This window comes from Acinetobacter sp. NEB149, assembly GCF_012516415.1.
GTDB lineage: Bacteria > Pseudomonadota > Gammaproteobacteria > Pseudomonadales > Moraxellaceae > Acinetobacter > Acinetobacter lwoffii_V.
The window spans coordinates 1,770,325-1,789,762 of sequence record NZ_CP051208.1; the positions used below are offsets into that span (position 1 = coordinate 1,770,325).

General features: G+C 43.7%; 13 protein-coding genes, 2 tRNA genes, 3 rRNA genes and 1 pseudogene. 6 read left to right on the forward strand and 13 right to left on the reverse strand.

Annotation, left to right across the window (positions count from 1 at the left end; genetic code table 11):
• Positions 1 to 59 precede the first annotated feature (59 nt).
• The 4 genes from HGD77_RS08415 to HGD77_RS08430 all read right to left on the reverse strand — a co-directional run bounded on the left by HGD77_RS08415 (position 60) and on the right by HGD77_RS08430 (position 3,353).
• Positions 60 to 581: a GNAT family N-acetyltransferase gene (locus tag HGD77_RS08415; protein ID WP_035341006.1), complete on the reverse strand. Its 522-nt coding sequence runs from the start codon at positions 579 to 581 to the stop codon at positions 60 to 62.
• A 66-nt stretch (positions 582 to 647) separates the two neighbouring features.
• The gene (gene aroC / locus HGD77_RS08420) at positions 648 to 1,742 is read right to left on the reverse strand and encodes a chorismate synthase (RefSeq protein ID WP_004280471.1); all 1,095 of its coding nucleotides are present in this window, start codon (positions 1,740 to 1,742) and stop codon (positions 648 to 650) included.
• Positions 1,743 to 1,755: 13 nt separating this feature from the next.
• Complete coding sequence (gene prmB / locus HGD77_RS08425; protein ID WP_004731208.1) at positions 1,756 to 2,763, reverse strand: 50S ribosomal protein L3 N(5)-glutamine methyltransferase; 1,008 nt, start codon at positions 2,761 to 2,763, stop codon at positions 1,756 to 1,758.
• A gap of 203 nt (positions 2,764 to 2,966) precedes the next feature.
• Positions 2,967 to 3,353 (reverse strand): hypothetical protein, encoded by a 387-nt coding sequence (locus HGD77_RS08430; RefSeq protein WP_004731211.1) that lies wholly within the window; start codon positions 3,351 to 3,353, stop codon positions 2,967 to 2,969.
• Positions 3,354 to 3,553: 200 nt separating this feature from the next.
• Here HGD77_RS08430 and HGD77_RS08435 point away from each other — a divergent pair, with 200 nt between their 5' ends.
• The 6 genes and pseudogenes from HGD77_RS08435 to HGD77_RS08460 all read left to right on the forward strand — a co-directional run bounded on the left by HGD77_RS08435 (position 3,554) and on the right by HGD77_RS08460 (position 9,465).
• Positions 3,554 to 3,862, forward strand: coding sequence for a hypothetical protein (locus tag HGD77_RS08435; RefSeq protein ID WP_004731213.1), 309 nt, complete (start codon positions 3,554 to 3,556; stop codon positions 3,860 to 3,862).
• 160 nt (positions 3,863 to 4,022) lie between these two features.
• Positions 4,023 to 5,399: an ABC1 kinase family protein gene (locus HGD77_RS08440; protein ID WP_004731216.1), complete on the forward strand. Its 1,377-nt coding sequence runs from the start codon at positions 4,023 to 4,025 to the stop codon at positions 5,397 to 5,399.
• 245 nt (positions 5,400 to 5,644) lie between these two features.
• Positions 5,645 to 6,931 (forward strand): annotated as a pseudogene (locus HGD77_RS08445) (acyl-CoA dehydrogenase family protein).
• Between the two features lie 23 nt (positions 6,932 to 6,954).
• Entirely contained in the window at positions 6,955 to 8,154 is a 1,200-nt protein-coding gene (locus HGD77_RS08450) for an acyl-CoA dehydrogenase family protein (RefSeq protein ID WP_004731221.1), read from the forward strand.
• 113 nt (positions 8,155 to 8,267) lie between these two features.
• On the forward strand, positions 8,268 to 8,759 hold the full coding sequence (locus HGD77_RS08455) for a GNAT family N-acetyltransferase (protein WP_004731223.1): 492 nt from the start codon (positions 8,268 to 8,270) through the stop codon (positions 8,757 to 8,759).
• 124 nt (positions 8,760 to 8,883) lie between these two features.
• Positions 8,884 to 9,465, forward strand: a complete 582-nt coding sequence (locus HGD77_RS08460; protein WP_004731225.1) for a lytic transglycosylase domain-containing protein — start codon at positions 8,884 to 8,886, stop codon at positions 9,463 to 9,465.
• A 399-nt stretch (positions 9,466 to 9,864) separates the two neighbouring features.
• On the opposite strand, the gene rrf is transcribed toward HGD77_RS08460, so the two are convergent.
• The 9 genes from rrf to ftsY all read right to left on the reverse strand — a co-directional run bounded on the left by rrf (position 9,865) and on the right by ftsY (position 19,337).
• A 5S ribosomal RNA gene (gene rrf / locus HGD77_RS08465) occupies positions 9,865 to 9,979 on the reverse strand.
• A gap of 177 nt (positions 9,980 to 10,156) precedes the next feature.
• Positions 10,157 to 13,051 (reverse strand): 23S ribosomal RNA (locus tag HGD77_RS08470).
• Between the two features lie 415 nt (positions 13,052 to 13,466).
• Positions 13,467 to 13,542: transfer RNA gene (locus HGD77_RS08475), tRNA-Ala, on the reverse strand.
• 71 nt (positions 13,543 to 13,613) lie between these two features.
• Positions 13,614 to 13,690: transfer RNA gene (locus HGD77_RS08480), tRNA-Ile, on the reverse strand.
• A gap of 60 nt (positions 13,691 to 13,750) precedes the next feature.
• Positions 13,751 to 15,288: ribosomal RNA gene (locus HGD77_RS08485) — 16S ribosomal RNA — on the reverse strand.
• The 16S, 23S and 5S rRNA genes sit together here with 2 tRNA genes alongside, the layout of an rRNA operon.
• 470 nt (positions 15,289 to 15,758) lie before the next feature.
• Positions 15,759 to 16,373, reverse strand: a complete 615-nt coding sequence (locus HGD77_RS08490; protein WP_004731226.1) for a DUF2057 family protein — start codon at positions 16,371 to 16,373, stop codon at positions 15,759 to 15,761.
• Positions 16,374 to 16,576: 203 nt separating this feature from the next.
• On the reverse strand, positions 16,577 to 17,170 hold the full coding sequence (locus HGD77_RS08495; RefSeq protein ID WP_004731228.1) for a nitroreductase family protein: 594 nt from the start codon (positions 17,168 to 17,170) through the stop codon (positions 16,577 to 16,579).
• A 196-nt stretch (positions 17,171 to 17,366) separates the two neighbouring features.
• On the reverse strand, positions 17,367 to 18,056 hold the full coding sequence (locus HGD77_RS08500; RefSeq protein ID WP_004731229.1) for a nitroreductase family protein: 690 nt from the start codon (positions 18,054 to 18,056) through the stop codon (positions 17,367 to 17,369).
• Between the two features lie 177 nt (positions 18,057 to 18,233).
• The gene (gene ftsY, locus HGD77_RS08505; protein WP_004278679.1) at positions 18,234 to 19,337 is read right to left on the reverse strand and encodes a signal recognition particle-docking protein FtsY; all 1,104 of its coding nucleotides are present in this window, start codon (positions 19,335 to 19,337) and stop codon (positions 18,234 to 18,236) included.
• Positions 19,338 to 19,438: the final 101 nt, after the last annotated feature.

Consider the following 19,438-nt stretch of genomic DNA (forward strand, 5'->3'; position numbering starts at 1 on the left):
TCAGGAGCTTTCCCACTACTCAATTTAAGTGGCAAAAAGCTTGAATTTTCATCAACTAATCATATTGATTTGCTGATTTTTTCTAAAATCAGCAAATGTAACGGAATCAACGGTTCTCCGACATTTTGACCCAGTGGATATGCTTCAATCTTTTCAGTCAGCTGATAGCCACGGCGCTGATAATATGCCAGCAGTTCAATACGGACATTTAATACTGACATCTGAATCACTTTCTTCTTAAATATTTCGAAAATATGGGATTCGGCAAAGTCCAATAATTGCTTGCCATAACCCGAGTTTTGCTCAGCAGGTGCAACAGCAAAGCTCCCAATCTCTGCTACTTGCTGTCCTAAGCTCACGCCAATACAACCAAGAAGCTTATTATCAATTTCCAACACAAAGAGCTGAAAATTTTCTAAATTGAGCAAGTCATATAACTGTTTTTCTTGAATACGATCACCTTGGATCATTCCTGCCTCAGTCGTCCATCCATCCAGAGTACGATAAGCTGTATTAATCAGTATGGTAAGTTGCTGAATATCAGCCTTGCTTGCCAATCGTATATTTTTATAGTGATTCATTTTATAAATAAAAAAGTCAGACCGAAGTCTGACTTTAAAACAATTTCACTTTAAAGTTAAAGCAAATTATTTAGGTTCAATCGGTGCAAATGGCGCAACAACATCGGCATTTTGCGCACGGTGACGCATGAAATGATCCATGAGCACAATCGCCAGCATCGCTTCAGCAATCGGGGTTGCACGCACGCCCACGCAAGGATCATGACGGCCTTTGGTCAGTACATCAGTATCTTCACGCTCAATATTGATGGTTTTACCCGGCGTGGTGATAGATGCAGTCGGTTTCAACGCAATCGCAACACGGATGTCTTGACCGCTAGAAATACCACCTAAAATACCGCCAGCATGATTGGCCAGGAAGCCTTCTGTGGTGAGTTCATCACGGCTTTCATGACCAAACTGTTCAGCGACGCCAAAGCCATCACCGATTTCTACACCTTTAACGGCATTAATCGACATCATGGCATGGGCAATATCTGCATCTAAACGGTCAAATACAGGCTCGCCCCAACCCACAGGTACTTTAGATGCAATGATCTCGAGTTTAGCGCCACAACTGGTGCCTTGCTCACGCAAAGACGTGACCAGCGCTTCAAAACGTGGTACTGCATCCACGTCACCACAGAAAAACGGATTGTTTGGAACTTCATTCCAGTCCAGTTTTTCTGCTTTTTCTGTACCGATTTGGGTTACATGACCACGAATCTCAATGCCAAATTTCTCAAAAAGGAATTTCTTGGCAATGGCACCCGCTGCAACACGCATTGCCGTTTCACGCGCACTTGAACGACCACCGCCACGGTAGTCACGGAAACCATACTTTTGGGTATAGGTATAGTCAGCATGACCCGGGCGGAAAGTTTGTGCGATATTGCCGTAGTCTTTCGATTTTTGATCCGTATTACGAATTAACAAACCAATTGAAGTACCCGTGGTTTTACCCTCAAACACACCGGAAATAATTTCTACTTCATCGGGTTCTTTACGCTGGGTTGCAAATTTCGATGTACCCGGCTTACGGCGGTCCAGATCCTTTTGCAAATCAGCTTCAGTCAGCTCAATGCCGGGTGGAACCCCATCGATGATGGCCATCAGGCCAACACCATGAGATTCACCACAAGTCGTTACACGGAACAGTTGCCCTATACTATTACCTGCCATGTCAAACGACTCCTTATGCAATAGACTGAATAAATAAATCACGGTAGGTACGGCATTGCTCTGCAGTCAATGCAAAGATACCCGTACCACCTTTCTGGAATTGCAACCAGTAGAAATCAACCGAATTGAAGTTTTGGCGCATTGCCCATTCTGAGTTACCCACTTCGATCACGATCAGGCCATTCTCAGTGAGATAATCTGCAGCTTGAGCCAGCATTTTACGTACCAGATCCAGACCATCCTGACCTGCAGCAAGCGCAAGCTCAGGCTCATGATGGAATTCCTCAGGCAAATCCGCCATATCTTCCGCATCGACATACGGCGGATTAGATACGATTAAATCGTATTGATTTTCGGCTGGAATTTTTTCGAACAAATCCGATTCAAGCAATGCGATCTGATATTGCTTGTCATGATGCTCAGTATTGATTTGCGCAACTTCTAAGGCTTCTTTGGAAATATCAGTCGCATCCACTTCCGCTTCAGGGAAAGCATAAGCCAAGGCAATCGCGATACAGCCTGAACCGGTACACATATCTAGAATACGTTGAGGCGTCTTTGGATTCGGGTTTTCCGGCAAGTTATTGACTGCCTCACCCATTTGACCATGTTCATCCAGGCAATACGGGGCAAAACGGTTTTGAATCAGTTCAGCAATCGGTGAACGAGGGATTAGCACGCGCTCATCAACGTAATAAGGTTTACCGTCGAAGTAAGCCAGGTTCAATAAATATGAAGTTGGTACTTTTTCATTAATACGGCGTTCCAGCAGACTTAAAAATTCGGCTTTTTCACTTGGTAATAATTTGGCATCTAAAATTTCAGCGTCCGCTTTCCATTCTAGCGACAGGGTTTGCAGCACTAGCGCTGAACTTTCAGCAAAATAATCTTCTGTGCCTTGGCCCAAATGTGCATCGTATTGACGTAATGCTGTCACACCAAAACGAATAAAATCACGAATGGTGGTTAAATTTTCAGCGGCTTCCTGCATATGTTCAGGGCTAATAGTCGGTCGATCCACTTAAGGCGTCTCCAAGGTCATTTTTTTAAACGCCTTATGATACCTTGTTTTGCCTGCTTTTATAATGCTAAAGCATGAAAAACACGAATTCTCTACGCCCACAAAAATTATAAAATTCCTGTTTTTGTGAGCGATCATGATTATAAATGTTTACTTTATTCAGGAATGTTTCTGTTAAATGTCGATGCTAATACTATGATGATTTATCGGAACCCGGACGCATAAGAGCGGGATTGATAAAGATTGGCCTGATCCATGATCAAAGCCAGCATACATTGACCCTGTTGCTGCTTGGCATATTTTCCTGAGATTCTAAAGTTACATTGCTGGGCCAGTTTACGCTCCCACAATACATGCTGACTGCGGATAACTGCAGTCTGATTCGGATTCAATTTAAGATAAGTTTTATAGTTTTTCTTCAAACGTTTATTATGAAATTTCAGCTCTTTTTCCAAGCATTTTTCAGCTTTGGGTGTATTACCATAACTAAAATTCATGCACTGTGTATATTCCTTAGAATACCCAACAGCAGCTTGTGTCTGAACCGCAGTACCCGCAAAAATTGCAACTAAAAACCATGCAAGACGCATAACTTCCCCTTGACCGAAACCGGTACAATCCCAATAAATGTTTTAACAATCAATATTGTTTAATTATCCACTGATATTAACGCAGTCCGGACAAAAATCCTATGCCTTTCTCGGAATGAAAGATTAAACAGTTGCACAATTGAAAATTGGCACATGACCCACATATAATCCGCATTCAATCTTCAAATGAGCCCAGATCTATGAGCTATAAGCACAATAATCTTATGGCGATGCGCCAGAATTACTGGAATGATAAAGCCTCCAGTCAGGTGCAGCAAGAAAAGGTATTTTTGCAGTCGACCTTAGTGCAACATGGCGTATTTACCGATGCGACATTGGACGATGCTAAATATCTGTTTTTTGGCTTGCCAAGTATTGTGATTGTAAAAGGCTATGCTTTGGGCTTCATGCATGACAGCGTACAGCGCCTGATTCATCAACATATTCAAACAAATAAACAACAGTTACAACAACGATCCGAATTAAAAATCCAATTTCAAATGGCATAATGCCCTGTCTAAACTGATACAAGTTGGTGAATAAATGAAAGCTTGCCTAGCTTTTACTATGAATTCAGCGGCTTAAACTTTTTTAATACGTGCAGAAACGCTACTATCCCTTACAATGATTTATTCTGCTTCATGCTGATGATGAAAGGATCGAGTTTACATGTCAGATCAGAACGATAAGCTTAAACAACTGAAAACCTCCTCTATGGATCGACGCTTATCGATCGCAAAGGCATCCTTGCTGGCAGGCACGCGTTGGGCGGCTTCTAGTGCAAGCTCCATGTTCTCAAGTGAAGAAGAAAAAGAAAAGAAACGTAAAAAAGCCATGAAAGAACAGGCTGATTATCTGGTGGCAGAAATTGGCAAGCTAAAAGGTTCTATCGTTAAAATTGGCCAGATGATGGCACTGTATGGTGAGCATTTTCTGCCAGAAGAAGTCACTCAAGCTCTAAATACCCTGAACAATCAGACGGTGGCATTGGCATGGCCAGCCATCAAGACCCAGTTACAGCAACAACTCGGTTCAAAACTCGACGATCTCACCATTGATCATGAACCTTTGGGCACAGCTTCTTTGGCACAGGTACATCGCGCTACCCGAAAATCTGATGGCATGGAACTGGTGTTAAAAATTCAGTATCCGGGTGTGGCAGAAGCCATTGATTCGGATATGAGCCTGTTTAAAAACATGCTGAAATTGACTCGCATCGTGCCGCAGACCCGCGAATTCGACCAGTGGTTCGATGAAGTCCGTGAGATGATGCACCGTGAAGTAAATTATCAGATTGAAGCAGATACCACGCGTCGTTTTGCTGCCCGTTTAAAAGATGATCCTCGCTATATCGTCCCGACCATTATTAATGAATATTGCTCTGATCGTGTGCTGTGCATGACCTTCCAACGCGGTGTGCCGATCAATAGCCCGGTGATGTTGTCCCTGCCCCAAGAACGCCGCAACCAGTTAGGTGAAGCCTCTCTGGAAATTGCAGTACGTGAAATTTTCGAATGGGGCGAGATGCAAACCGATCCGAACTTTGGTAATTATCTGGTTCGTCTCGGCAATGGCGCAGATGTGCACGACAAGATCATTCTGCTCGACTTTGGCGCGATCCGTCAGTTTGACCAGCATCTGCTGAGTGTTGCACGTAATCTGATTCAAGCAGGCTATCATCATGACTCGGATATGATGGTCAAAGCGATGACTGGTTATGAATTTTTTGATTCGATTCCACAAAGCATCAAACCGGATATGGCCAAAGTCTTTTTACTGGCCACCGAAGCGTTTAGTTCACCGCTAAATAATCAGGAATTGCCAGCCGGCATCATGGATGAACATAATCGCTATGACTGGAAAAAAAGCCAGCTGCATAGCCGTGTGATGCAACAGGCGTCGAGATCTATGGCTTCACGTTATTTCAGTGTTCCACCCAAAGAATTTATGTTTATTAGCCGTAAATTTATTGGTGCCTATACTTTTATGACCGTGATTGATGCCAAAACCAATGTGCGTGCCATGATTAAACATCATCTCTCTTAAAATAAAACCTGCATCAAAAAGACCCGGATGATTTTGTCATTCGGGTCAATTTTTAGACATATTCGATTTTTTATATTTTTATCTTTCTTTTATTTTTCATTAATTTATTCCTCCATTTCTTCAATCCCCGAAACCTAAAAATTGTCAATCATTCATGTCAGGGATGACATGGTTTTATCTCTGAGTGCATGTCAGTATTAAAAAAATAACGTGACAACACCTTTAGGATAATCAGAATGAATAATATGGTGAATAAAGCCCAAGGATTTGGCTTATCCCTACTGACAAAAATCGCGGGCAGCGAAGTATTAGATCAATTAAAACTGCGTAAATTTGTAGAAAAATCACTTTATCAAAGTTCAAAAGCAGGATTCAAAACCCTGAGTCAAACCCAGAAAATCCTGAAATCTGGCCAGAAGATTCAAAAACAGCGTCTGCCGCATCAGTCCAAATCCTTATTTGATCTGAACCTGACTGAAGAACAGCAAATGACCTGTAATGCCATGCAGCAATTTGCCCAAGAGGTGCTATATCCCTTGGCGCATAATGCAGATCAGCATGAATTATTTCCCCATGAACTCTGGTAATATAGCACTGATTTAGGTTTGAATTTCTATGCCCTGCCTGAAGCATTGGGGGGCGTTGCATCAGAACAGAATATCGTCAGTAATATTTTAATCGCTCAACATTTAGCTCAGGGTGATTTCAGTCTGACGGCTGGCTTACTTTCGACTTTTAGTGTCATTAACGCCATTACCCGCTGGGGCTCAGAGCAGATTCAGGCAGAATATCTGGGCGCTTTCGCAGAGAATCCTGAGTTAAAGGCCACCTTTGCAGTGCAGGAAGAAACAGCAGCGTTTAACCCGGAGCAACTTAGAACCAAGGCTGTTGCACATCAGGGACATTATCTGATTCGGGGTGAAAAGACCTTGGTGCTCTTGGGAGAAAGTGCCGATCTGTATCTGGTCAGTGCTGATCTGGATGGCAGAGCTGAGATCTTTGTGGTGCAATGCGACAGCACCCTCACTGCGAAAAAGTCGCCTGCTATGGGTTTAAAAGCTACAGAAACAGTCACGCTCAAATTTGAAAATACTCCGGCACATCGTCTAGGGGATAAAGATTTTGATTATTGTGCATTCGTAGATTTGGGCAATTTGATGTGGTGTGCGATGGCGGTGGGCACCTGTGAAGCAGTCAAAAAATACTGTGTGCAATATGCCAATGAACGTATCGCTTTTGGTGAACCGATTTCCCATCGTCAGAATGTCGCCTTTATGATTGCCGATATGGCCATTGAAATTGACGCTATGCAAATGTTGATCCTGAATGCCGCCAGTCTGGCTGAATCCGGTCAAGCTTTTCATCGTGAAGCTTATCTGGCACGCCTACTCTGTGCAGAAAAATCCATGAAAATAGGCACCGATGGTGTACAGATTTTGGGTGGTCATGGTTTTACCAAAGAACATCCGGTAGAACGCTGGTATAGAGACCTGAGAGCCACTGCCATTCTCCATTCTGGCTTGCATGCCTGATCAGAACATAAAGAAGAACAATGATGAATCTACAAACTCCAAAAAAATTCAAGCTTTTGATTGATCAAGCACATGAAGTTGCCCTCAATGTTTTGCGTCCGATTTCACGTAAATATGATAAGGCTGAACATGCTTATCCGATAGAGCTAGACATGCTCGCTTCAGTCGTGGATGGCATGAACCAAGGTAGTGAAGGCATGAATGCTGGTGCAGCAGTCAATAAACGTGGCGCTGCAGATACGACTAATAAAAATGGCATCAATATGTCTACCGCCCTAAGCATTATTGAAATGTGTTATGGCGATACTGGCTTATTACTCTCGATGCCACGCCAAGGATTAGGAAACTCAGCCATTGCAGCTGTTGCCAATGAGGAGCAATTGCACCGTTTTCATGGAACTTGGGCGGCCATGGCGATTACCGAGTCAGGTTGTGGGTCAGATTCCGCTGCGATTCGTACCACTGCGACCAAAGACGGTGATGATTATATTCTGAATGGTGAGAAGATTTTTGTGACCTCTGGAGAGCGTGCTGATGCAGTGGTCGTTTGGGCAACTCTGGATAAAAAGCTGGGACGATCAGCCATTAAATCATTTGTGGTGACCAAAGGTACTCCAGGAATGAAGGTTGAACGACTGGAACATAAATTAGGGATTAAATCATCCGATACTGCCACGATCAGCTTTATTAACTGTCGAGTACCTGCTGCAAACTTGCTCGGCCATGCAGAAATCGATGTTGCTAAAGGCTTTGCTGGCGTGATGGAAACCTTTGATAATACTCGTCCGCTGGTCGCCGCCATGGCGATTGGTTGTGCGAAAGCCTCGCTGGAACGCATCAAGGAAATTTTTAAGGATCAGCTGGACTCCACTTATGCCACACCGTATTTACAAAGCTCTAATATCGCAGCACAAATCTATCGTATGGAAGCTGAATGGGAAGCAGCACGCTTGCTGATGCTGAAAGCCGCCTGGATGGCCGATAATCACAAACCAAATTCACGTGAAGCATCTATTGCCAAAGCCAAGGCCGGTCGGATCGGTAATGAAATTACCTTAAAATGTGTCGAACTTGCGGCAGCCATTGGTTATAACGAAACTGAACTTTTAGAAAAATGGGCGCGTGATTCCAAGATTCTGGATATTTTTGAAGGCACCCAGCAAATTCAGCAACTGATTATTGCCCGTCGGGAACTAGGAAAATCATCGAGCGAATTAAAATAATGATTACTCATTAAATAGCGAATTAAACTTACATGAGTTAATTAAACGATGGATTTTTTAAGGATTTAAGGTTATAAAAATTCATCGTTTTTTCAAAATAAAATCAGTCCAATATGTACTCTATTCGTCCTATTCAGCCTGAAGATAATGCCCAAATTGCAAACATTATTCGTCGTGTTTCCCAAGAATTTGGACTGGCAGCAGAATCTGGTTTTGCCGTAGGTGATTCTATTCTAGATGAGCTATATCAAGTTTATCAGCAACCAAAATCAGCCTACTGGGTTGTTGTGGATCAACAAAATAAAATTTACGGGGGTGGTGGAATTGCGCCATTAAAAGGTGATGCAACTATTTTAGAAATTCAGAAAATGTACTTTTTACCTGAAATTCGTCAGCAGGGTTTTGCCAAGAAAATTTTAGAATTATCCTTTGAATTTGCACAGACTCATCAAATTAAGTCAGTCTATCTAGAAACAACTAAAGCGCTTTGGCAAGCGGTGAAACTCTATGAAAAATTAGGTTTTCAGCATCTTGATTATCCTGAAGGCAATACCGGACATAGTGATGCCTGTGAAATCTGGATGCTAAAGACCCTTTCAATTTAGAGATTTTTTAGTAGATAGATAAAGTTTGTACATTAATAAAGTGCTTTCATCAGCAGCAAGCTTGACTCTTGTATATAGGCTGCCTAACATCGAAATACGTTTATTCAGGCATGGAATTCACAGTTTGTTTGTTTCTCATTTATTCAATCCAATTAAATCTAAACGTTCACTATTTCATTCTCAATCTTTTAAATTTTCCTCTATTTTATTGAGCACTTTTCTTTTTGCGGGTTGTTCATCCTTGGGCGGAGGCTCGGTAGAAAAACGCGCAGCTAAGCTGTCTAAAGGCATTCAAACTGCTTATTCCACCCCATCCAGTACAGCTAATCGTGTTTCACCTTTAATTGTTCAACATGCACAAAATCAGGGTGTAGATCCGCTTCTAGTGGCGGCTGTGATTCGTCAGGAATCTACTTATCGTAGCCAAGCAACTTCGCCAGCAGGTGCGGTAGGCTTGATGCAAGTGATTCCGAGATATTGGCAACAAACTTGTCCAGGTGATTTATACAATGAAAGCAGTAATATCCAATGTGGTACATATATTCTTTCTAAATATAATCAATCATCCGGTGACTGGAAGAAAGCGCTTGCCTATTATAATGTAGGTCCGTCAGGTTATGAAAATAATCGTAAAATGCGTAAACAAGGTAAACGTTATGCCAACCAAGTAAAACAGCATAAAAAAATGCTAAAAGACTCTCTCTAATGACTGAATAAAGAGAATTAATTTAACCATACTTAGGCTATTTTATTTAATATTTGGTAAATAGTAATCGCTAATTGTGTCCATTAAAGTTTTTACCATGAAAGTATACCTACAACCTATTAATCTCAGCCATGATATATATATTCAGCTAAAATAGTCTGCAATAAAAAACCAGCGATTCGCTGGTTTTTTATTTTGTAAGGTTTATAAGATCAGCTTGTAAACTCTTATAGCGCTAGTTTTACAGAGATCCCAATAGGTCAAACAAATTAACAGGAATTCTCTGTCTCAGAAGAATCTGATCAACTTTGAGATATAGATATGTTAAATATCTTATCTAAAATTCCACGCACAAAAAAATCCCCCTCTGCCTTAGCGGAGGGGGATTTTCGAATAATGAGCTGGCGATGACTTACTCTCACATGGGTAACCCCACACTACCATCAGCGCTAAGAGGTTTCACTTCTGAGTTCGGGAAGGGATCAGGTGGTTCACTCTTGCTATGGTCGCCAGCACAACTGTTTATGGATACTTGCTAGGTCTTATTGAGATGCCTTGCTTTCTACCAAATAGAATTCATTAACAGGTATATCTGAGTTGCAGTAGTTTGTTCGTTTAGCGTAACTAAATCAAGCTGTTTTGTTTAATATCGAATCAATCGAGCTTCGTACAACAACTGTTTGGGTGTTGTATAGTCAAGCCTCACGAGCAATTAGTATTGGTCAGCTTCACATATCACTATGCTTCCACATCCAACCTATCAACGTCGTAGTCTTCAACGGCTCTTTAGGAGACATAAAGTCTCGGGGAAATCTTATCTTGAGGTAGGCTTCCCGCTTAGATGCTTTCAGCGGTTATCCCTTCCGAACATAGCTACCCGGCGATGCCACTGGCGTGACAACCGGTACACCAGAGGTTCGTCCACTCTGGTCCTCTCGTACTAGGAGCAGATCCTCTCAAATTTCCAACGCCCACGGTAGATAGGGACCGAACTGTCTCACGACGTTCTAAACCCAGCTCGCGTACCTCTTTAAATGGCGAACAGCCATACCCTTGGGACCTGCTTCAGCCCCAGGATGAGATGAGCCGACATCGAGGTGCCAAACACCGCCGTCGATATGAACTCTTGGGCGGTATCAGCCTGTTATCCCCAGAGTACCTTTTATCCGTTGAGCGATGGCCCTTCCATACAGAACCACCGGATCACTAAGACCTACTTTCGTACCTGCTCGACTTGTGGGTCTCGCAGTTAAGCGCGCTTTTGCCTTTATACTCTACGCGTGATTTCCGACCACGCTGAGCGCACCTTCGTACTCCTCCGTTACTCTTTAGGAGGAGACCGCCCCAGTCAAACTACCCACCAGACATGGTCCTCGTCCCGGATAACGGGACAGAGTTAGAACCTCAATATTACCAGGGTGGTATTTCAAGGACGGCTCCATCGCAACTAGCGTCGCGACTTCAAAGCCTCCCACCTATCCTACACAAGTAAGATCAAAGTTCAATGTCAAGCTGCAGTAAAGGTTCACGGGGTCTTTCCGTCTAGCCGCGGGTACACCGCATCTTCACGGCGAATTCGATTTCACTGAGTCTCTGCTGGAGACAGCGCCCCCATCATTATGCCATTCGTGCAGGTCGGAACTTACCCGACAAGGAATTTCGCTACCTTAGGACCGTTATAGTTACGGCCGCCGTTTACTGGGGCTTCGATCAAGAGCTTCGCTTACGCTAACCCCATCAATTAACCTTCCAGCACCGGGCAGGCATCACACCCTATACGTCCACTTTCGTGTTTGCAGAGTGCTATGTTTTTAATAAACAGTTGCAGGGGCCTGGTTTCTGAGGCTGTCGGCCGCTCAAGGAGCAAGTCCTATCACAGACAACAGCGTACCTTCTCCCGAAGTTACGGTACCATTTTGCCTAGTTCCTTCAGCAGAGTTCTCTCAAGCGCTTTGGTCTACTCGACCTGACCACCTGTGTCGGTTTCGGGTACGATTCCTGTGTAACTGAAGCTTAGAGACTTTTCCTGGAAGCATGGTATCAGCCACTTCACTGTACAAGTACAGCTTGCTATCAGTTCTCAGCATAGAGTACCCCGGATTTGCCTAAGATACATGCCTACAACCTTCCACCTGGACAACCAACGCCAGGCTGACTTAACCTTCTCCGTCCTCTCATCGCATTACACAGAAGTATTGGAATATTAACCAATTTCCCATCGACTACGCCTCTCGGCCTCGCCTTAGGGGTCGACTCACCCAGCCCCGATTAACGTTGGACTGGAACCCTTGGTCTTTCAGCGTGCGAGTTTTTCACTCGCATTGTCGTTACTCACGTCAGCATTCGCACTTCTGATACCTCCAGCAAACTTCTCAATCCACCTTCATCGGCTTACAGAACGCTCCCCTACCACGCATAATAAATTATGCATCCGCAGCTTCGGCATATAGTTTTAGCCCCGTTACATCTTCCGCGCAGGCCGACTCGACTAGTGAGCTATTACGCTTTCTTTAAAGGGTGGCTGCTTCTAAGCCAACCTCCTAGCTGTCTATGCCTTCCCACATCGTTTCCCACTTAACTATAATTTTGGGGCCTTAGCTGGCGGTCTGGATTGTTTTCCTCTTGACTACGGACGTTAGCACCCGCAGTCTGTCTCCCGGATAGTACTCATTGGTATTCGGAGTTTGCATCGGTTTGGTAAGTCGGGATGACCCCCTAGCCGAAACAGTGCTCTACCCCCAATGGTATTCGTCCGAGGCGCTACCTAAATAGCTTTCGGGGAGAACCAGCTATCACCAAGTTTGATTAGCCTTTCACCCCTATCCACAAGTCATCCCCTGGCTTTTCAACGACAGTGGGTTCGGTCCTCCAGTTAGTGTTACCCAACCTTCAACCTGCTCATGGATAGATCACCTGGTTTCGGGTCTATACCCAGCAACTAAACGCCCTATTAAGACTCGGTTTCCCTACGGCTCCCCTATTCGGTTAACCTTGCTACTGAATATAAGTCGCTGACCCATTATACAAAAGGTACGCAGTCACCGGACTAAGCCGGCTCCCACTGCTTGTATGCATGCGGTTTCAGGATCTATTTCACTCCCCTCACAGGGGTTCTTTTCGCCTTTCCCTCACGGTACTGGTTCACTATCGGTCAGTCAGGAGTATTTAGCCTTGGAGGATGGTCCCCCCATATTCAGACAAGGTTTCACGTGCCTCGCCCTACTCGACATCATCATATAAGCCCTTTCGTGTACAGGACTATCACCGTCTACGGTCGCACTTCCCAGAGCGTTCCACTAGAACTTATATGACTTAATGGGCTCTTCCCCTTTCGCTCGCCGCTACTGAGGGAATCTCAATTGATTTCTTTTCCTAAGGGTACTGAGATGTTTCACTTCCCCTCGTTCGCCTTGCAACACTATGTATTCATGTTGCAATACCTACCTTATGGTAAGTGGGTTTCCCCATTCAGACATCTCCGGATCACAGGATATTTGCCGCCTCCCCGGAGCTTTTCGCAGGCTATCACGTCTTTCATCGCCTCTGACTGCCAAGGCATCCACCACATGCACTTAATTACTTGACTATACAACCCCAAACAGTCGTTTATCCTTACAAGTGGGATAAGCAACAGAGTTCGTCTTGCGACTTACTCATACAGTTGGCGTTTCGTAGACTTAACTACTGTACAGCTTCAATTAGATTCATATACCAAAACGCTTGATTCAGTTAATTTCGCTAGAACTCATTTCTTGTAGTTGCCTACTTGAAACGAGTTTGAACAAATTATTTCAACTCAAATATATTCTGTTAATGATTTTTCCAGCCTTCGTCAGGTCAGGAAACTGTGATAAATCACAGAGGTTATCAAGTGCGCGTATCATAACGCTTGTACTTGTTAATCTCTAGGATCTCATCACTTGATCGCTTAAGGACTAAACTAACAATCAACTGATTGTCTATTTATTAGCTTTTGTCTTTATACATTCCGTAGGAATGTATGGTGGAGACTAGGAGAGTCGAACTCCTGACCTCCTGCGTGCAAAGCAGGCGCTCTACCAACTAAGCTAAGTCCCCAGCTTATCAATAAGTCAATGTATCGTTCTGTTCTGTTTGCTTCAGCACTTTCATGCTTCGTTAGTCAGATTTGGTGGGTCTGACAAGACTTGAACTTGTGACCCCACGCTTATCAAGCGTGTGCTCTAACCAACTGAGCTACAGACCCTCAGATACATCGTATGAAGAACAACTTGTTGTGGATTCTTACCAATCGTCAATCTTTCGTTAAGGAGGTGATCCAGCCGCAGGTTCCCCTACGGCTACCTTGTTACGACTTCACCCCAGTCATCTGCCACACCGTGGTAAGCGTCCCCCCTAAGGTTAGACTACCTACTTCTGGTGCAACAAACTCCCATGGTGTGACGGGCGGTGTGTACAAGGCCCGGGAACGTATTCACCGCGGCATTCTGATCCGCGATTACTAGCGATTCCGACTTCATGGAGTCGAGTTGCAGACTCCAATCCGGACTACGATCGGCTTTTTGAGATTAGCATCCACTCGCGTGGTAGCAACCCTTTGTACCGACCATTGTAGCACGTGTGTAGCCCTGGTCGTAAGGGCCATGATGACTTGACGTCGTCCCCGCCTTCCTCCAGTTTGTCACTGGCAGTATCCTTAAAGTTCCCGGCTTAACCCGCTGGCAAATAAGGAAAAGGGTTGCGCTCGTTGCGGGACTTAACCCAACATCTCACGACACGAGCTGACGACAGCCATGCAGCACCTGTATGTAAGTTCCCGAAGGCACCAATCCATCTCTGAAAAGTTCTTACTATGTCAAGACCAGGTAAGGTTCTTCGCGTTGCATCGAATTAAACCACATGCTCCACCGCTTGTGCGGGCCCCCGTCAATTCATTTGAGTTTTAGTCTTGCGACCGTACTCCCCAGGCGGTCTACTTATCGCGTTAGCTGCGCCACTAAAGCCTCAAAGGCCCCAACGGCTAGTAGACATCGTTTACGGCATGGACTACCAGGGTATCTAATCCTGTTTGCTCCCCATGCTTTCGCACCTCAGTGTCAGTATTAGGCCAGATGGCTGCCTTCGCCATCGGTATTCCTCCAGATCTCTACGCATTTCACCGCTACACCTGGAATTCTACCATCCTCTCCCATACTCTAGCCAACCAGTATCGAATGCAATTCCCAAGTTAAGCTCGGGGATTTCACATTTGACTTAATTGGCCACCTACGCGCGCTTTACGCCCAGTAAATCCGATTAACGCTTGCACCCTCTGTATTACCGCGGCTGCTGGCACAGAGTTAGCCGGTGCTTATTCTGCGAGTAACGTCCACTATCCAAGAGTATTAATCTCGGTAGCCTCCTCCTCGCTTAAAGTGCTTTACAACCAAAAGGCCTTCTTCACACACGCGGCATGGCTGGATCAGGGTTCCCCCCATTGTCCAATATTCCCCACTGCTGCCTCCCGTAGGAGTCTGGGCCGTGTCTCAGTCCCAGTGTGGCGGATCATCCTCTCAGACCCGCTACAGATCGTCGCCTTGGTAGGCCTTTACCCCACCAACTAGCTAATCCGACTTAGGCTCATCTATTAGCGCAAGGCCCGAAGGTCCCCTGCTTTCTCCCGTAGGACGTATGCGGTATTAGCATCCCTTTCGAGATGTTGTCCCCCACTAATAGGCAGATTCCTAAGCATTACTCACCCGTCCGCCGCTAGGTCAGGTAGCAAGCTACCTTTCCCCGCTCGACTTGCATGTGTTAAGCCTGCCGCCAGCGTTCAATCTGAGCCATGATCAAACTCTTCAGTTTAATACTATGTAGTGCCTTAAAGGACACCAATCTTGGCTCATCAATTTTCTGACAAATATTTCTCAAATAAACTTCGAGTAATTTCTACCATCAATCAATGAAAATAATTTCGATCAATCAACCAGTAAAAATCCACACAAGTTGTTCTTCATAATCTCTTAATGATCTTCTTAAAACCTCGTCAGTTTCAAGCTCCAACCCAATTATTTAACGTTTCGTTTCATGCATTGCGTTGGTGTGCTGCGTATTCTATACAGTTTCAAAACGAGCGCAAGGGATTTTCTTAAAAATATCCAAAAAAACCAACCATACGTTTATTTTTTAATCTAAAAAGCTATTTTTAACACTTTTTTTGCGTTTTTCTAGCTAATTCCGCATGAAAAGTTTAAGCAAATGTTAATTTTCCAGCCCTCATCTCATAAAAAAAGATCACCCTAATGGTGATCTTTTTGATTCTTCATCAAAATATTTTAATTTGCCTGCTCAGCCAGCCAAGTCATAAATTTTTGACGCTCAGCTTTAGAAGCCTTTTGCCATAATTGAATCAGCTGCTGATCATTCTGGTCTGCTGACTGAGTATATACAGCTGCCGGTTGATGAACTGGTGTCGCAACTTGAGTCGTCATATCTAATTTTTTAGTCAACACGCGATTTCCAAACCATGGTTTCGCTGCATCTTTAGCGCCCGTCTGCTGGACTAGGAGCTGATTTTTTGCATCATATAGCCCAATAATGGGCTGATTTTTATATTTTTGCGCTGCATCAAAATCTTTAGGCGCCTGAATGAGTGCTAAACGATAAGTTTCGCCATCTTTAAGGCTTGGTGTTTTTACCGTAACCACACCTGACTTTAAAATATCATGTGAATTGTCTGAATGCTGGAAAAATTCGTTATAGCGCACACTGATCGCATTTATACCTGCATCCAAGCTATAAGTCTGATTAGAACGCAATAGACCCGAGTTCACCTCCTGATCATTTACAGCAATAATTTTTATTTCTTCAGGTACTGTTACGGTCACTGCCGAAAAAACTGATGTGCTAAACAGAAACACTGCTGCAGTTGCCGCAATACGTAAACCCATATCCTTTACTCATTTTTGGTTGTTTATTAAAAATTAGCTGCACTATGCCGCGCTTAAATGACAATCTTATGACATAAGCTAGAGCGATACAGCCTGTGTTTTTAGCATTTATTTGCTAGAGATATCACATCATATCCAAATCCAACTCTAAGACATAAAAAAAGAAGCATCAAAGTGCTTCTTTTTTTATAATCTAAAATCATTTATGCAAAAGTCTTAAAGCGCTCTGCATCATCCATAAAGGTTTTTTCACCTGCAGGTGCTTCAATTGACCCAAATACCAGTTGAGCGCGAAGCTTCCAGTGAGATGGAATCTCGAAAGTTTGTGCGACTTCTTCATCAATAATTGGATTGTAGTGCTGCAATGAAGCACCGATATTTTTTTCTGCCAAAGCGGTCCAGGTTGCAAACTGTGCAATAGCGGAAGAATGCTCAGACCAGACCGGGAAGTTATCGGCATAGAGTGCAAACTGCTCCTGCATCGACTTCACCACATTCTGATCTTCATAAAACAATGCGGTACCATAACCCGCAGCAAAAGCATTGATCTTGCTATTAGTTGATTCAAATGCATCTGCTGAAACCAGGTCACGTAAAGTTTCACGTACAATATGCCAGAAAGTATCATGTGATTGACCAAATAAAATCACCACACGCGAGGTTTGCGAGTTAAAAGATGACGGACTGTGCTTCACCGCATCTTTAATGATTTTCTCAATTTCTGCTTGATCCAGATCTACATTTTTTCCAATTGAATAAATGCTACGGCGTTGTTTGATTTGATCTAAAAATGCCATGAACCCACCTCTGTATATTTTGATTATTTGAAAATCGATAAAGTTATATTACGTGCTTTAAGCACCCAAGACAGGTGCATTTCGATAACAATGTGTTTTATTTATAGAACAATCAGATTTAGATCTGAGTAGCGTATTTGTATCTGATTTTATCCGCAGCTTCCATGCTGTCACATATAAAGTGTTCTATAAACTTTTAATTAAATACTTTGAAACGATGCTGATCCGGTTTTTGTAATTTTTCTGCTACTGTTTGTTCAATTGACCCAAAGCAAAGTTGTGCGCGTAACAACCAGTTCTTTTCAATCTGAAAATGCTCTGCGACCCTTTCATCAATCAGTGGATTGTAGTGCTGTAAGGATGCCCCTAAGCCAGAATCTGCCAGCGTCGTCCATACGGCAAATTGCGCCATACCGGAAGTTTGTTCCGACCATGCTGGAAAATCCTCACTATTTAATGGCATTTTCTTTTGTAATTGTTGAATCACGGCTTGATCTTCATAAAACAAAACCGTGCCATAGGCAGCAGCACATTGATTCAACTTGATTTCCATTCCTTCGTAAATAGATGCCGGCATATGCTGACGCTGTACCTGTTTCACAATTTCCCAGAATTGATGATGAGAATCTGCAAATAACACCACAATGCGCGTAGTTTGAGAATCATAAGCCGAAGGGCAACTGCGCACTGCTTCCTGAATGATTTCGCCAAGATAAGTCTGACTATAATGTACCCGCTTACCGAGTTGATCGATACTACGGCGCTTTTTCAATTGATCGACAAAAGTCAGTTCTAAATCACCATTCAGTTTATTTTTTCTTGAAAATTTAAAATCCTTGGTTATATCGCTTGTTAATACCTGACCAATCTTATTTAGCAATGCCATTTTCTACCCCACAAAAAACAAGCCAAATCAGCTTAGAAAATCCCCTACAATTATAAGGCCTTTATCAAGATGGGCAGATTTAGTGGTGGTTTTACTGTCGGTTTTTACAACACTCAAACCAGCCAAAAACAACAAACTCCGCACTTGGCGGAGTTTATGTGAAGCATTGCACATTATTTATTTTTCAGTTTCAAATAATGCAGCAACAAAAGATTTGGCAGAGAATGGACGCAGGTCATCAATTTTTTCACCCACACCAATAAAGCGAATCGGCACATGAGTACGACTGGCGATATTAAACAGTACCCCACCTTTGGCAGTACCATCAAGTTTGGTAATAGTTAAGCCCGTCAAGCCTACCGCCTCATCAAACATCTCGACCTGATTAATAGCATTCTGACCAGTACCGGCATCGACCACCAACATCACTTCATGAGGTGCAGTGGCATCAATTTTCTGCATTACACGTTTTACTTTAGTCAATTCCTGCATCAAATGACCTTTGTTATGCAAACGGCCCGCTGTGTCTGCAATCAATACATCCACACCTTTGGCACGCGCACTTTCAAAAGCATCGAAAATCACTGAAGCTGAGTCAGCACCATGACCCTGAGCAACAACCGCAATATTATTACGCTCACCCCAGATCTGGAGCTGTTCAGTTGCAGCCGCACGGAAAGTATCGCCTGCTGCCAACATGACGGTCTTGCCTTCACCTTGCAGGCGCTTTGCCAACTTGCCAATGGTAGTCGTTTTACCGACACCATTCACACCAACTACCAGAATCACATAAGGCGATTTATTCGGATCAATATGCAGCGGTTTTACCCGTGGTGCCAATAAAGCCACCAGTTCTTCCTGAAGCGCTTTATAGAGTGAATGCGAATAGATCAAATCACCACGTGCCGTACGTTCAGTCAGGTTAGCGATAATGGTCTTGGTGGCTTCCACACCGATATCGGCCACCAGAAGCTGCTCTTCGACTTCTTCTAATAATTCATCATCAATTTCTTTACCACCGATCAGGATATTTACCATCCCATCGGCAAGGTTTTTACGGGTTTTGGTTAAACCCACTTTCATACGGCTAAAGAAGCCACCTTTCGCCGCAGAATCTTCATTTTCAGTTTCTGTTTCGACAGGTGCAGAAACTACAGCTGTTTCGCTTGGCGTTTCTACGATAGGCACATTGACCGCAGGTAAGCTCGGTAATGTGACATCATCATCTCCGATATCAGCATCAATCAAAAATTTGTTTTGCCCATTAGATTGCTGTTGCATGCCGAATCCTTGAAAAGCATTGCGTTAAAAACCCAGATTCTACCATAACTTGCCTGCTTTGCAGCTAGCAATGCAAATGCTGGACAAACATACCAAAAAGC

Bases quoted from the DNA above. Each gene is read 5' to 3' on its own strand.
- HGD77_RS08450 (WP_004731221.1), top strand. From the start codon at position 6,955: ATGAATCTACAAACTCCAAAAAAATTCAAGCTTTTGATTGATCAAGCA.
- HGD77_RS08455 (WP_004731223.1), top strand. From the start codon at position 8,268: ATGTACTCTATTCGTCCTATTCAGCCTGAAGATAATGCCCAAATTGCA.
- aroC (WP_004280471.1), bottom strand. From the start codon at position 1,742: ATGGCAGGTAATAGTATAGGGCAACTGTTCCGTGTAACGACTTGTGGT.
- HGD77_RS08490 (WP_004731226.1), bottom strand. From the start codon at position 16,373: ATGGGTTTACGTATTGCGGCAACTGCAGCAGTGTTTCTGTTTAGCACA.
- HGD77_RS08435 (WP_004731213.1), top strand. From the start codon at position 3,554: ATGAGCTATAAGCACAATAATCTTATGGCGATGCGCCAGAATTACTGG.
- ftsY (WP_004278679.1), bottom strand. From the start codon at position 19,337: ATGCAACAGCAATCTAATGGGCAAAACAAATTTTTGATTGATGCTGAT.
- HGD77_RS08430 (WP_004731211.1), bottom strand. From the start codon at position 3,353: ATGCGTCTTGCATGGTTTTTAGTTGCAATTTTTGCGGGTACTGCGGTT.
- HGD77_RS08495 (WP_004731228.1), bottom strand. From the start codon at position 17,170: ATGGCATTTTTAGATCAAATCAAACAACGCCGTAGCATTTATTCAATT.
- HGD77_RS08440 (WP_004731216.1), top strand. From the start codon at position 4,023: ATGTCAGATCAGAACGATAAGCTTAAACAACTGAAAACCTCCTCTATG.
- HGD77_RS08415 (WP_035341006.1), bottom strand. From the start codon at position 581: ATGAATCACTATAAAAATATACGATTGGCAAGCAAGGCTGATATTCAG.
- HGD77_RS08500 (WP_004731229.1), bottom strand. From the start codon at position 18,056: ATGGCATTGCTAAATAAGATTGGTCAGGTATTAACAAGCGATATAACC.